This window comes from Anaerocolumna sp. (assembly GCF_032079385.1).
GTDB lineage: Bacteria > Bacillota > Clostridia > Lachnospirales > Lachnospiraceae > Anaerocolumna.
Genome location: NZ_DAMAUC010000026.1, coordinates 18,057 through 32,306, shown reverse-complemented (window position 1 = coordinate 32,306; position 14,250 = coordinate 18,057). Strand labels below are relative to the sequence as shown.

At 33.9% G+C, this 14,250-nt stretch carries 15 protein-coding genes and 1 riboswitch; of the genes, 3 read left to right on the top strand and 12 right to left on the bottom strand.

All coding sequences use genetic code 11. The features are described from left to right. Positions 1 to 196: 196 nt before the first annotated feature. From RT261_RS17180 to RT261_RS17170, 3 genes are all read right to left on the bottom strand, one after another. Positions 197 to 664: a GyrI-like domain-containing protein gene (locus tag RT261_RS17180; RefSeq protein WP_313134348.1), complete on the bottom strand. Its 468-nt coding sequence runs from the start codon at positions 662 to 664 to the stop codon at positions 197 to 199. A 75-nt stretch (positions 665 to 739) separates the two neighbouring features. Next, entirely contained in the window at positions 740 to 1,294 is a 555-nt protein-coding gene (locus RT261_RS17175; protein WP_313134313.1) for an aminoglycoside 3'-phosphotransferase, read from the bottom strand. A 6-nt stretch (positions 1,295 to 1,300) separates the two neighbouring features. Beyond that, a complete protein-coding gene (locus tag RT261_RS17170; protein ID WP_313134311.1) occupies positions 1,301 to 1,525 on the bottom strand; it encodes a hypothetical protein in 225 nt (74 codons plus the stop codon). Between the two features lie 499 nt (positions 1,526 to 2,024). Here RT261_RS17170 and RT261_RS17165 point away from each other — a divergent pair, with 499 nt between their 5' ends. Beyond that, positions 2,025 to 2,936, top strand: coding sequence for a DUF2268 domain-containing protein (locus RT261_RS17165; RefSeq protein WP_313134310.1), 912 nt, complete (start codon positions 2,025 to 2,027; stop codon positions 2,934 to 2,936). 43 nt (positions 2,937 to 2,979) lie between these two features. Here RT261_RS17165 and RT261_RS17160 read toward each other — a convergent pair whose 3' ends face one another. The 3 genes from RT261_RS17160 to RT261_RS17150 all read right to left on the bottom strand — a co-directional run bounded on the left by RT261_RS17160 (position 2,980) and on the right by RT261_RS17150 (position 6,682). Further along, on the bottom strand, positions 2,980 to 3,780 hold the full coding sequence (locus RT261_RS17160) for an AAA family ATPase (RefSeq protein WP_331665521.1): 801 nt from the start codon (positions 3,778 to 3,780) through the stop codon (positions 2,980 to 2,982). 345 nt (positions 3,781 to 4,125) lie between these two features. Further along, positions 4,126 to 6,276 carry a ferrous iron transport protein B gene (feoB, locus tag RT261_RS17155; protein WP_313134308.1) on the bottom strand — a complete coding sequence of 717 codons (2,151 nt, stop codon included), beginning with the start codon at positions 6,274 to 6,276 and terminating at the stop codon, positions 4,126 to 4,128. Between the two features lie 163 nt (positions 6,277 to 6,439). Then, on the bottom strand, positions 6,440 to 6,682 hold the full coding sequence (locus RT261_RS17150) for a FeoA family protein (protein WP_313134307.1): 243 nt from the start codon (positions 6,680 to 6,682) through the stop codon (positions 6,440 to 6,442). A gap of 146 nt (positions 6,683 to 6,828) precedes the next feature. Here RT261_RS17150 and RT261_RS17145 point away from each other — a divergent pair, with 146 nt between their 5' ends. Both RT261_RS17145 and RT261_RS17140 read left to right on the top strand, forming a co-directional pair. After that, entirely contained in the window at positions 6,829 to 7,299 is a 471-nt protein-coding gene (locus tag RT261_RS17145; RefSeq protein WP_313134306.1) for a metal-dependent transcriptional regulator, read from the top strand. A 155-nt stretch (positions 7,300 to 7,454) separates the two neighbouring features. Beyond that, a riboswitch (NiCo riboswitch) is annotated at positions 7,455 to 7,538 on the top strand. Positions 7,539 to 7,619: 81 nt separating this feature from the next. Then, a complete protein-coding gene (locus RT261_RS17140) occupies positions 7,620 to 10,211 on the top strand; it encodes a cation-translocating P-type ATPase (protein WP_313134305.1) in 2,592 nt (863 codons plus the stop codon). An 81-nt stretch (positions 10,212 to 10,292) separates the two neighbouring features. Here RT261_RS17140 and RT261_RS17135 read toward each other — a convergent pair whose 3' ends face one another. The 6 genes from RT261_RS17135 to RT261_RS17110 form a co-directional block, all read right to left on the bottom strand. Then, positions 10,293 to 11,159 carry a metallophosphoesterase family protein gene (locus RT261_RS17135; RefSeq protein ID WP_313134304.1) on the bottom strand — a complete coding sequence of 289 codons (867 nt, stop codon included), beginning with the start codon at positions 11,157 to 11,159 and terminating at the stop codon, positions 10,293 to 10,295. 100 nt (positions 11,160 to 11,259) lie between these two features. Next, positions 11,260 to 11,472, bottom strand: a complete 213-nt coding sequence (locus RT261_RS17130; protein ID WP_313134303.1) for a TOBE domain-containing protein — start codon at positions 11,470 to 11,472, stop codon at positions 11,260 to 11,262. Positions 11,473 to 11,553: 81 nt separating this feature from the next. After that, positions 11,554 to 11,874: an SdpI family protein gene (locus tag RT261_RS17125; RefSeq protein ID WP_313134302.1), complete on the bottom strand. Its 321-nt coding sequence runs from the start codon at positions 11,872 to 11,874 to the stop codon at positions 11,554 to 11,556. A 181-nt stretch (positions 11,875 to 12,055) separates the two neighbouring features. Beyond that, positions 12,056 to 12,388: a class I SAM-dependent methyltransferase gene (locus tag RT261_RS17120; RefSeq protein WP_313134301.1), complete on the bottom strand. Its 333-nt coding sequence runs from the start codon at positions 12,386 to 12,388 to the stop codon at positions 12,056 to 12,058. Positions 12,389 to 12,582: 194 nt separating this feature from the next. Continuing rightward, a complete protein-coding gene (locus tag RT261_RS17115) occupies positions 12,583 to 13,431 on the bottom strand; it encodes a DUF3307 domain-containing protein (protein WP_313134300.1) in 849 nt (282 codons plus the stop codon). A 4-nt stretch (positions 13,432 to 13,435) separates the two neighbouring features. Next, positions 13,436 to 14,110 (bottom strand): SatD family protein, encoded by a 675-nt coding sequence (locus RT261_RS17110; RefSeq protein WP_313134298.1) that lies wholly within the window; start codon positions 14,108 to 14,110, stop codon positions 13,436 to 13,438. Positions 14,111 to 14,250: the final 140 nt, after the last annotated feature.

The window sequence follows — 14,250 nt, the reverse complement described above, 5'->3', positions numbered from 1 at the left end:
CCACTTTATAGATGAAGTCAGGATATTTGGGATGAGCTGTACCTTTTGGTCTGTCAATCACTATTTCAGATTCATTTACTAAATGATCTATAGCTGCCCAAAATTCACTATTCATTTTTTGCTCCATTCTTTTTAACTGCTGTTTTCAAATTACAATCGGCAAAGATAATGCTGCTACATTCTTATAATTCTTAAGCTACATTAATCTGCGTATCGGGAAAAATATATAGCCTTGTCCCGTTTCGGGACAATTAAAATCGTGAACAGCGCCGGCAAGGGAAATGTCTTTTGCTTTTAAATATGTAATGACATCTGTAAATGTGGAAGAACTTTCATTTTTTACATAAAGATATTCATAGGATGGTATTGTCCATTTTACCCAGCCTTGAGGTGCTTCAGCACCAGCTATAACCTCGACTCCTGCAAGATATAGGCCCTTTGTAAAATAATCTTCCCACGGTTTAAAAGAATGAGATAAATCAGACATTGCACCCCATATCCCGATTAGATTATCTTGCTCGTCTTTTTTAGCTAATTCAGCTATTTCGTGAAAATGAGAATTGGCATCGTTCCATAATCTTTGTATAAAATCTTTGCCATCGTTTGTGGAGCCTTCCTTACCGATAACTGAAAAAGACTCCTTTATACATGTTTGAATTTCCATCATTTATTAGTACCTCCTATAATTTTTAATTGGTATGTTATGCCCTTCGTTACCAATATCTTGTTATATTGAATATTAAAATAACTCATCTAATAAGATATAATATTTTATTTTTTCCCAATCTGGAACTATTTTCAACTCATCAAAAAGAATTGCCGCATCAAAGCCATCATATACTTTTTCACCATAAGTGCCGTCAAAATTACGTATCAGGCTTCTATAACAAAGAGCAATATCTTGGTACTTATCTGCTATCCCACTTCTTCCCAAATCAATAAACCCATTTATATTATTATTACTAATAAAAATATTAGGCAAACAATAATCACCGTGTGAAAAAACAAGTTCCTCCATGGGCTTATTATTTTTTAACCACTGCAACAATTCTTCTGGATTTGAAAATCCATTCGTTCCATATGTTTCAGGCTCTGCGTCTTCAATATTACATAAGTTATTGGAAACACGAATTTCTGCAAGTTTTAATTTGTTATCTATAGAATTGTTAGCTGGACAGGTTGAAATTTCAATATTCCAAAGCATTCTTAATCCTTGGGCTAATATTTTAACTAAACCCTTTGGGTTTTCCATTATTTCAGTTGAACATGACATTTCTCCTCTAATTTTACTCATAAGTAATTAGCTCATGCCATTTTCTTTTTCTAAGCATAATATTCTAGGAACCGGAAGCTTATCAGCAAGCCACGTCATCATTTTATGCTCCATATCCGACTCTTCCGACTGCTTTTCAATCTTTAGAACCATCTCATCAAAACAAATAACTTGTGCATTTGACATTCCAATGGTATCTAATGAAGATGGTCTGTTTCCAAGTATTTTCTTAATGTTTTTTGGAAAATTCACATTATACCCCCTCATATGTAAAAGTTATTAATTTATATTCTATATCCCTAATTAAATGACTTAAGTCCCCTTTCCTGGGGGCTTTAATGAAAGTTATTTCCATGTCACCAAGAAAGAAACCATATTTTAATTTTTATAATTCAATTAATGGCAATTTGCCAGACATTAGATATAAAATCCTTTATCAATCTGCTTTTTTAAAACTTATTTTAAAAATTTCAATTATAATTAAATACAAAGATATAACTATGTATATAAATATTATACCTCAACTTTCCATTTACACAATTTCTTTTAAGATATTAATAAAAAGATTATCTACTACTCTATTTCAGTATTTATTATCTTTATAGCATGAATCCATTAGAGTAATATTTTATTTTAACAATATTTGATTATAAAAGTTTAAACTTTATAAAAGCCCTTGACCTTCTCGCTGCGTCATAGTATATAGTGGTAAAAATACAGATAAAAAAATTACAGAAATGGAGTTAATAATATGAATATCAATAGTATACGATCAGACGAAATTTACAAAAAAATATTGGCTGCACCAAAAGGCAAGAAGGATGATATTTATCGTTATGAAATGATGAAACCTTTCGAAAAAAAATGGGCTAACTATAATGTACCACTAAAAGCCAAGCAGGAAAATGGATATGATGTTGTAATGGCAAGTAATATGCTGGGGTATCTGGCACCGGGAAAAATTGATCAAAGTCAGGAGGAAAGCATCCGTTTACTTTCCAGTGATTCTTTTTGGGAGAGTTGTCAAGAATCAATCGAAGATGCTTTTAGCCGCTTTGAAAGGGCAGGAGTCGAATTGCTTGTCCAAGACTATTTATATACGATTCTTCTTGCTGATCCTCAGAGTCCATATACTATATTAAGCGATGGTTATTCCGGTGATGGAGGAATACCGGGCTATATCTTTGGAGCAATTGTTCCTAATGATTATACCATCAATAGGATACCAGCCGCTCTCGCTCATGAGTGCAATCATAATGTCCGGTTCCAATTTGAAAAATGGCGAAATGATATTTCTTTAGGCGGAATGATGATAACAGAAGGACTGGCAGAAAACTTTGCAACCTCTATCTATGGTGAAGAAAAACTTGGCCCCTGGGTCAGTAAAATTGATATGGATACACTAAATGACTATATTAAGCCTCTTATTAGAGATGAATTAGATATTCAGGGGATGGAAAATTTAACTTCGTATCTTTATGGAGATGAAATTGCAAATATGCAGGGATATTTTCCAGTTGGTCTCCCATTTTGTGCCGGATACGCTTGCGGTTATTATATGATAAAGCACTATATGAAGAAAACAAGTAAAACTATTATTGAAGCTACACTTACACCTACAGAAGAAATTCTGAGAGAAGTTGAGGACTTTTGGGATGAATAAAGCGGTTGTTACATAAAACCGCTTTATTCAATTTAATTTAGAACTATAGAAACTCATTTTCATAGGCTTTAAAAAAGTCAAAATAGGTACGAACATTTTCTAAATCTGTCCAACGCTCTGTGGTAACAGGATTCCCATCAAGGTTATAAATTTTGGCTCCATTCATGGAAAGCAGAAATGGTGAATGGGTCGATATAATAAATTGACAACCAAAAAATCGTGTCGAATCCTCAAGGAAGCTCATTAACTCTAATTGACGCTTTGGAGAAAGACTGTTTTCCGGCTCGTCCAATAAATAAAGTCCATTTTCACCGATTTTTTCAGTAAAATAAATAAATGCACTTTCACCATTGGAATATTCACGTACGTTATCAAGCAATTCGCCTCTAACAAAACGTGACTGGGTTTTGCGTCTGGAGTTATTTACTTTTTTCAGCTGTTCGTAGTCGTCAAGTGATTTCATTTGGAACTGAGAATATTTTGCATCTAAGTATTCATCAAATAGTTCTTCCCGCTTCAAGTCGATTCCTTCATTCAGATTACGGATATTCAGCATATAGTCAAACACATCATCACTAGTGATAATTCTGCTGCTTTTGGGTATATCTTCTCTTGCATCCATGTCACACAAGCTGACATAATCAAGAAAAAAGTTAGATTTATTATAAATGGAATCACGACAGATGCCTGTTTTTTCTGCAATAACATTCAGTGCTGTAGACTTTCCCGAACCATTGCCACCATATAAAATGGTAACTGGCTCAAAATCAAGTCTGTGGAGGTCATGAGCAGATAGTATCTTAAAAGGATAAAAGGAATCATAACAAGTTCTTTTGATACTCATAAAAAAATTAAATTCCATGTCGGCACTTGGAAATGTAAAAGTTTTCAAATAAAGCATTCTAACCTCAATTCTGGCGCTTTAGCGCCTTTGGATTTGGTACGCAATTGCAATATTTTAAAGAAACATATGTACATTATACCTTGAATTTACAATTAGTTAAATAGTTTTTAACGAAGTAGTGTTTGTAAAAAAGGGGCTGTTGCAAAATTGGTGGCGTGCTCTCCTTCAAGGGACAATGAAATATTTAATACCGGATATGGACCACAGAACTAGTCTGATAATCTACATCCGGTGTATTCCTACCTTATTTTGCAACAGCTTCTTTTTGAGTAATTCTTTTATATGTTATATTAAACCAATCAATCTCACTGTACTTGCAATAAGGAAACAAGTTATTATGCCGGTTATTGTTGGTATAAGAAATGAAACTGCTGTCCATTTCCAGCTCTGTGATTCCTTCTTTATTGTCCAGCATGTTGTTCCACAAGGCCAATGCATTAGTGAAAAAAGCATTGTACAAATTGCTGTTAGCCAGGTCCAGCCGTGGGAAACAAGTAGTTCTCTAAGTTGATCCAAGCTATCCAGTTCCATGAGGTTACCGGTTGCCATATAACTCATTATAATGATGGGTATAACAATTTCATTTGCCGGAAAACCCAGTATAAATGCCATTAAAATATAGCCATCCAAGCCTATCAACTTAGCAAAAGGATTTAAGAAGCCCGCACAATAAGCAAGAATGCTTGAATTACCTATATAAATATTTGCTAAAATCCATATGATTAAGCCGGCAGGAACAGCTATTAAAACAGCGCGGCCCAGAACAAATAAGGTTCTGTCAAATACAGACCGGATAATTACTTTTCCAATCTGTGGCTTTCTATAAGGCGGAAGCTCCAAAGTAAATGAGGAAGGAAGACCTTTTAGAATTGTTTTGGATAATAACTTTGATATCATCAACATCATAAATACACCATAAACAATTACTCCGGTTAACAATAGTGTTGATACTAATGACTGAAAAGGGTTTGCAACTACCCCTGCAAAGAACATGGTAATAATCGCAATCAGCGTAGGGAAACGGCCATTACAGGGTACAAAATTATTTGTAATCATTGCGATAAGTCTTTCTCTTGGCGAATCTATAATTCTACAACCTATTATGCCTGCTGCATTGCATCCAAATCCCATACACATAGTAAGTGCCTGCTTTCCATGGGCACATGATTTTTTAAAGAAATTATCCAGGTTAAAAGCAACTCTCGGTAAATAGCCCAAATCTTCCAGCAGAGTAAAAAGAGGAAAGAAAATTGCCATAGGAGGCAGCATAACGGACACTACCCAGGCTAGTGTCCGATAGACTCCCATAATCAGAACACCATGTACCCAGGAAGGGGTTCCCAGCCATGTGAAGAATGCGGTAAGCCAGTCTTCTATCCAGAAAAGAAACTTTGCAATCATTTCGGAAGGGTAATTTGCTCCGGTAATAGTGAGCCAGAATACAACACCAAGAAGTCCAATCATAATGGGAATTCCAAATATTCTGGAGGTTACAATACGGTCTATTTTACGGTCTATATGGTTGTATTTTTCATTTTCAACTGTAATTGACTCCCTAGAGATCTTTTCTGCCGTATTTATTATAGCAGATACAATTTTATCCCTTAGAATATTATGGTCTATACCAGCTATATTAAGTGTATCTTTTGCTTCCTTTATCTTCTGTAAAATATTTTCATCGGATGTTAAATCGTAATCTAAGTATTTTTGCAGTGCCTGTAATAATATCTCATCCTCATCCAAAAGCTTTAATGCTATCCAACGGCTATTAAGATTATCTTTTAATAGATCCCATAGTGCAGGTTCCAGTATGCGGATTGCTTCTTCTATGGAATCATCATATGTAATTTCTAATGGGGTGTCGTCTGCTTCTTGATTTGTAACTTCATAGACTGCATCCATTAGAGTATCCAGTCCCCTTCCGTTTCTTGCACTGGTACCAATAACCGGAACACCTAGCTGATTAGAAAGTTCTTCTAAATTAATGCTTATCTTTTTCTTTTTAGCCTCATCTAAAAGGTTTACACAGACCACAACATTGGTGGTTATTTCTAAAGTTTGTAGAACCAGATTTAAGTTTCTTTCCAGACAGGTTGCATCAGTTACTATTATAGTTGCATCAGGGTTTCCAAAGCAGATGAAATCCCGGGCGACTTCTTCTTCCACAGAATTGGCCATTAATGAATAAGTACCTGGTAGATCTACCATAATAAAATTCTTATCTTTATGTTTGCACTTTCCTTGTGCATTGGTAACTGTTTTACCTGGCCAATTACCAGTATGTTGATTTAACCCCGTCAGGTTGTTGAATACAGTACTTTTTCCTACATTGGGATTTCCAGCAAGTGCTATGACTTTATCATCCACACGGCTGCGTTCAATTCTTAATTCGCTGTCCAATACACCTATTCCGGTAGATTGACTTGTCAGACCCATATTTTACTCTCTCCTTTTAAATTTTATAAAATTACAGAAAATTGTCTGTTCTCCTCTTCTATTTGTAGATTAATTACTCTCCTCTTTAAGATTCACAAAGGACTGTTGCAAATTTAGACTGTGTTATTATAAAAGCATTGAACAGTCCCTTTATAAAATTTTTTTATGATATAGCCTCTACTATGATTTTTGAAGCCTCTTCTGAACGTAAAGCAATTACCGCTCCCCGGATATCGTAAGCAACAGGATCTCCGGAAGGACTTCTTTGTAATGCTTCAACTTCAGTTCCATTTGTTAATCCCAAATCAAGCATTCTTCTTCGTATAATACCATCAGATATAAGTACCTTAACCTTCGCTTTTTTCCCTAGCGGTAAGTAATTTAGTGGTATGTTATTATCATTCATTGTTAGCCTCCTGAATTGCTCAATCTTATTAAGGTGTTAGTTTTAGTGGGGTGTAATATTTTTACCCTACACTAACATATGTAAAATAACTTCATGTGTTACTGCATATATATAAATTAATAGAAATTTTTTGGGATGTGGAAAAAGTGATAAATAACGAATTTTATACGGTAAGAGGATATCAACTCCTGGAGCAGAACAAAAGAAAGCTAACATCAGCTATGGAGGATTATCTTGAGATGATATATAGAAACAGTTTAAAGGAAGGATATATTCGAATCAATACGCTTGCGGAATTATTAAATGTAAAGGCTGCCTCTGCTTCAAGAATGGTACAAAAACTTGGCGCACTTGGTTTGTTGATATATAAGAAATATGGAATTATCGTATTAAGTGAAAGTGGTAAAGAAATAGGCGCATACCTATTAGAACGACATCATATTAGTGAAAATTTTCTAAAACTTCTGGGTTGTGAAGAGGATGATTTATTACAGCAGGCGGAATTGATGGAACATAGTTTAAATCCCAAAACAGTACATAAAATGAATATATTAAATATCTTTTTTTCTGATCACGAGGATATATTAGAAAAATTACGTGAATATCAGAAAAAATAAAACAGGTAAAAAGTACAGTTTAATCATAGTGTTTAAGCGTCAATAGGGATATAAGAAGTTTTAACCTTTTTAATTTATGATGTAACAATAAATTTTTGTCCGGCATATGATGAAGTACTAAATCACTTTGCACTGCAGGGTTAATAAGGTAATCAACAGTACAATCTGATCAGGCGGCGATTCTTCGCGCAGCCGGGCTGTTAGACAGCAACAGGGATATAAATGCCTGTGGGACAGTAGTTTTCTCTATGTGTTCCACAGGCATTTTTTGTAATCGGGACACATACCCTTAACTCTGCCTATATGGAGGTAGCAGGTATATGACTGATTATTACGGACTAAATTTAAAAGAAATTCAAAAACGAAGAGAGATTTATGGATACAACGAAATACGAAGTAATAATAAGAAAAAAATATTAAAACAACTAAAACATATTGTTTCAGAACCTATCTATCTTCTATTGTCCTGTGCTGCCATAATTTATTTCCTTCTTGGGGAAGCAACAGATGGTATCTTCATGATAGCTTTTGTAATATTTGTGATTGGAATTGATGTATTTCAAGAAATCAGAACCGGAAATGTATTAAAAAAGTTAAAGGAAATTAGTGAACCTAAGATTTTTGTAATTCGAGAGGGAAAAGAAATACAAATATCCGGCAGAGAACTTGTACCAGGTGATTTGATGATTATAAGGGAAGGAGTAAAAATTCCTGCAGACGGTTTTTTAATTAAAGCTAATGGTCTATGTATTGATGAAAGTATATTAACTGGTGAATCAGTCGGTGTATGGAAGAACACCAAAAAGCATATTGCTAATAGGAATTTAGCAGATAATCTTAATATGCAGCCGAATATAGAGACAGATAGCAAAGAAGAAAGTTTTAAAAAAGATTGTTGTTATGCAGGAACTCATGTAATTGTTGGAACCGGTATTGTTTGTGTAGAGAAAACAGGTAAACATACAGAATATGGGAAAATAGCTGAAAGTATTTTAGAAACGCAATCGACAAATACCGGGCTGCAAATACAGATGAAAAAACTTGCAAAAGAATGCTCTATTTTGGCGGCAGTACTCTTTCTTTTAGTTGGATTTTTTACATTTTTAAATCTATCAGAACAAGAATTAATGGAACGAATTATTCATAGTATGATGGCCGGCATAGTTTTGGCGTTATCTATGATTCCCGGAGAATTTCCTGTTATTTTATCTGTTTTTTTATCAATGGGAGCCTATCGATTGGCAAAGAAAAATGCTTTAATCAGACATCTTCCTTCCGTGGAAACCCTTGGTTCGATATCTGTATTGTGTATGGACAAAACAGGTACCATAACACATAATAAAATGCAAGTTTCAGACTATTTTACAAATAAGCTGCAAGTTGAAAAGTTCTGCAGAACTATAGCATTAGCCTGCAAAGCAGGCACTTTTGATCCTGTGGAAAAAGCATTGATTGAATATGGAGGAGCTTTATATAGTCAATGTAGTTGTGAACCGGAGAAAGTTACAATTTGCAATACGGATAATTCTGTACTTATCAAAGAATATCCTTTTACTAACGAACTTAAGGCTATGGGCCAGATTTGGAGGGAAAATGGATATTATACTATAGCAGCAAAAGGATGTCCTGAGACTATCTTATCCCTATGCTATCGTACGGTGGATCAGGATATGGAAGTAAAAAAACAGATGAAGAAATTTTTGAAGAAAGGTTTAAGAGTAATTGCATTGGCAGACAGGGTTTTATCGGAAGATGCTGCTATTCCTGATAACCTATCAGAATGTAAATTACACTTTAGAGGAATTGTTGGCTTATCCGATCCAATTAGATACGAGATGATAGATATTATTAAAGAAAGCTATGATGCTGGAATACGTATTATTATGATTACCGGTGATCATCCGGAAACAGCATCCTTTATTGCAGGTGAAGTGGGAATTCATAACAGTAATCAAGTAATTACTGGGGAAATGATATCCAAACTTTCAGATTTAGAATTAAAGAATATAGTAAAAGAATATAATATTTATGCCAGAGTTTTACCCCTCCATAAAATGAAAATTGTGAAAGCACTTCAGGAAAATGGTGAAGTAGTTGCCATGACCGGTGATGGAGTAAATGATTCTCCTGCTCAAAAAACCGCAGACATTGGTATCGCAATGGGTAAACATGGCAGTGAAGTCTGCAGAGAGGCTGCAGATTTAATCCTTTTAGACGATAATATATCAACGGTGATAAGTACAGTTCGTGATGGAAGGCGGATATACCAGAATATTGTAAAAGCAATCGAATATGTATTTACGATACACATACCAATAGCACTTATATCCTTAGTAGCCCCAATATTAGGTATCGGGCCAAAATCCCTTATGCTTTTACCCCTTCATATTGTATTGTTAGAGTTAATAATGGATCCAACCTGCAGCATTGCTTTGGAACGTATTCCAGCAGAAGATAATATTATGAAGAAACCTCCAAGGCAGGTAATGGAACCTTTATTTTCAAAAGCCAGACTTATAAAGAGTATTATTCAGGGATTGGCTATATTTATATTTTCGTTTAGTATTTACTTTAGTATGCTTAATATGTCTTATCCAGCTGAAGTTGCGAGAACAGCAGGTTTTTCAGTCCTGGTACTCTCCAATATTCTACTTGTAATAGAAAATAGTTCTGAAAAGGAAAACATAATTCAGGCTTTTAAAAAGATAAGCCATGACAGGGGAATATGGGCAGTTAATAGTATCACCTTGGTCGGACTTATTCTATGTATATACAGTCCTCTTCATAAAACCTTAGGATTTTATCCTCTAGGCCCCGCAAGTATATGCTTAGTAATGGTTTTTTCCATCCTTTCAGTACTTTGGTTTGAAATAGTTAAATTAAAATATTGCAAGAGGATGGCAATAAAATAAACATAAAAGGCAGCATCCAAAATTACTATTAATCGGGATGTTGCCTTTCTTTATGTAATATGTTTAGAAACAATACATGCTCTAAATTTGTATGCCTATGATTTCATCCACTGCCTGTGCCCAGCATTTTTCGGGAATATCAGGCCATATACATAGGCCAGTTTCTATTTTGCATAATTCCATTGCCCTCGATAGAATTTTCCCGTGAGACACAAGGCCTTTACGCAGGATATGCTCAGTAATCAGACTCCAGTAAGGCGCATGGACATCCAGTTTTACTTCGTACATGTCATTAATTACTCTATCAACATCATATTCCAAACTAATAAACTCTTCAGACCATTTCCCATCATCACTATGTAATATAAAGAATTGTGTTTTACCTTGGCTAAAAAGAGGCATACCAACGGAACCAGGATTTAGGATGCATTTTTCGTTATGAACAATCTTTCGCTGTATATGGGTATGGCCGCATAGTATAGTCGATGTATTCACATTGTTTATGATATCAATAGTTCTCACATCATCCGGTAACAACTTTTCATCAACTTTATAAGGAGAGCCATGACAAATAATGATTGCCGGCATATTATCTATGGCTATCTCCTGAACCGGCTGCAATTGTGTAAAAAAATTTATATCTCTGTTAGTGAGACAATTATACGCATATAGCAATGCTCCACTGGCTGAATTCTTGTCTATCCAACCCTTTTCTCCATTTACACGATATTTTAACCAATAATCTTCTTTATTTCCCTTAATAAAACAACATTCATAGTCATGACTTAAATCATATAATATCTTCATTGTTCTTTCAGGGTATGCTAATTCGCCAATGTAATCTCCTAAAAAGAAAAATCTATTAATGTTACGTGAAAAAGCATATTCAAGGCAACGTTCCAATGCAACATAATTACCATGAACATCAGATAGGACTGCTATATCCATAATAACTTCTTTCCTCCGTTGTTTATTATATATATTACCACAAGTACAAATGAAAACAGGAGGTAAGACAAAAAGATGTGCTTATCTCCTGTTTTTCGTATTAATCTGGAATACCTACCATTACAGAAGTTGCCTTTATAACGGCTATCGCATCAGAACCTACTTTGAGATTTAGATCCTTAATGGAAAGCATGGATATGGTTGCACTGATTTTATTTCCACCACCAATATCAATTACAACTACACCGTTAACAGCACCTTCTTGAATTTCCACGATTTTACCAGATAGTTGGTTTCTAGCACTTAATTTCATAAGAACATACCTCCTTTTAGGGTATTATAGCCATTTATTTATTGGATTAAAAGCTATTTAATAATTTAATTAAAATGAAAGTCATCGTTTATGGCCGTTTTTATCAAAGACTCTTTTTAATTTAATTTCTGTAGGTATTATAGTGAGTATCATAACTGCAATTTGGAAAAATGTTAAAAAGGATACCAGTAATTCAAAATTACTTCGATCTTTAATAATAAACATTAGTATACTTGTAACAATCAACATTGCAACTCCAAGGACAATCCATATTTTCCCCACGTAGTTATGGGCATAATTCCAAGTGTCTTTATTCAACCTTGACATTGTGGTTCTATATCCGGAGAATCCATTTCTATCTTTTGGCGGCTTTTTTATATATCTGTTTCCTAATAACAACATGGTCATTGGAATTAATAATGCACATACAAATAAATATATAAACATTTTCTAATTACCTTTCAATTTCTATTCAACTTTGTTGTCGGTTAATCGGTTGCTAACGATAATGTATGCATTTTCAATCTCTTCTACATGCTTAATATGGAGGCTGGCATTCTCAATAAACTGCAGTATGCCTTCCTTACGGTCTGGAAACATCCGTATCTTTCTTGAACCGTAATCTGTAATTTCTGGTTGATTTTTGTCTATTGCCCTGGATAACGGTCCTTTCAGATATATCAATTCCACAGAAGGATTTGCATTCTCCCGCTACCTGTATAGCCAATCTGCCAGTACCAACACCAATTTCCAATACATCTTTTTGGGGTGTAAGATCGAGGCAGTCTATAAAGTACGGGACATCGGATTTATCCATCCATTCTTTAAGCGGTTTCGGATCATATACTGGATCATTATTTTCATCAATTATCAAGTCATAGTGTTTTTTTACACTAACAAATCCCTTATCTTCCATAATAATATTAACCTCGTTATTACACAGAATTTATTTGGATTCAAAAGATTGAGAATCCTACATAATATCTAAATTCAACACCATCATTATTTCGTACTTATCTCTATTGCCAGTATGTTGAGATTACAGTTCCTGATGCATCAATACTTCTTCTATGCTATATCATTTTCTTCAATATAGCATGGATATAACGCTTATAATAATGAAAAAACAAAGAAATATATAATCAAACCCGCCATCAGACTTGCCAAAGTACCCACTAGGTAATATTCAGCAAATTCCTGACTTTTTGATATTTTATCATACCTCGCAATTGATTTTGCAGTCATGATAAAGCCTATGGATGCATATTGACCTATGCTTAGAAATATAGCAATTAAAAGTCGTTCTAAAAATCCGATATATTGACCTGCAGTTTTATCTTCTATACCCATGATCGTTTTCTTATTTATTTCCATTGAATTTTCTACCCCAGCCGCAGACAGCTTTATTTCAGAACCACTATATTGGGATATTAATTGATCGGATGGTTTTATACCAGTAAATAATTTTTTAAAGCTTATATTAATCGGTTTGCCAACAATAAGCAAAAGCAATATCCATTGAAAGAAGCGATGTGAATCTATATTTATGTATTGAAAGAATACTTCAATGGAAAATAAAGGTGTAACTATTTCATTGCGATTTATAAAACATATAATAATAATTGAAATTAGATGTATGCCTTGGTCAACCAGATATAAAGTACTCTCTTTAATTACCAAAGATTTCTTCTTTATTCTTTTGATAATTTTGACTTTATATAAAAACTTTACTGAATCAATTATTAGGTGAAGAACGCAAATCAGTAATAGAGGTATCCATAAGGTCTCATCCAATCCTATAAGAAACCATATAAATAAGAATGGTATACCGTATATGAAGCTATGCTGTAAGACCCCTTTAAGCACATTATCTTTTATTTTGGCCAAACGCTTTGTCTGCAAATAGTAATCTCCTGCAAAATGTGCCATTAAGCATAATAATAACAGTTCGTGTTTCATTAACCTACCCCCAGATCTGGCTTACTATTGTAGATATAGTTTCAACTCCTTGGATATAATCATAAAATCCTGCTGCCTTTAGACGCCTTTGTACACTTGATTGAGATATTCCCAATGTTTCTGCCGCTTCTACCTGACTTTTCTTTTCTAACATAATTTCTTTAATTATTTCTCTTTGCTTCCAGGTCCAATTGTTTTCAATGGAAGAACATAATTGCAGGTTACTGTTCATTAAATTAATTTCATGAGGGTGGAGCTCTACTTCCTCTTTTATCATAATATTTACACTGCCATTCATCTTACCTTTTTCAAGAACCTTAATCTGTTCAACCATTTTTCTTGCATTATAGTAAGCAGGCCCGTCTGCTCCTATTGCCATATCTCTATTGATTTTCGTATATATTGATCCAATACCTATTCCAAAACGTAGTTTTATTGGATAAATATTTAATTTAATGGTTTCAATAATTTCAAAAACATATTTGGGATGATTCAATAGTCCCTGGAACTCGTCTCCAAGGGTTATCAAAAAATTAGCTGCTATTACATCGGCATATTTTATATTAATCTCTTCTAATATTTTACTTAGATTAATTTGAACTTCATTTCTAATTTGTAATGTACTATCTGTATTAATATTTCTGGAATTAATGATATCTCCTATTATGGCAAAATACATTTACTATTCCTCCATAGAATGATTTCTTTATTTTGGAATATTTTATCATATTTTTTAATTTATAGCAAGGATACATGCAATAAAAATTACATATTTAAAACCTGTAGCATTTTTGGTATATATGATTAATATAACTGATT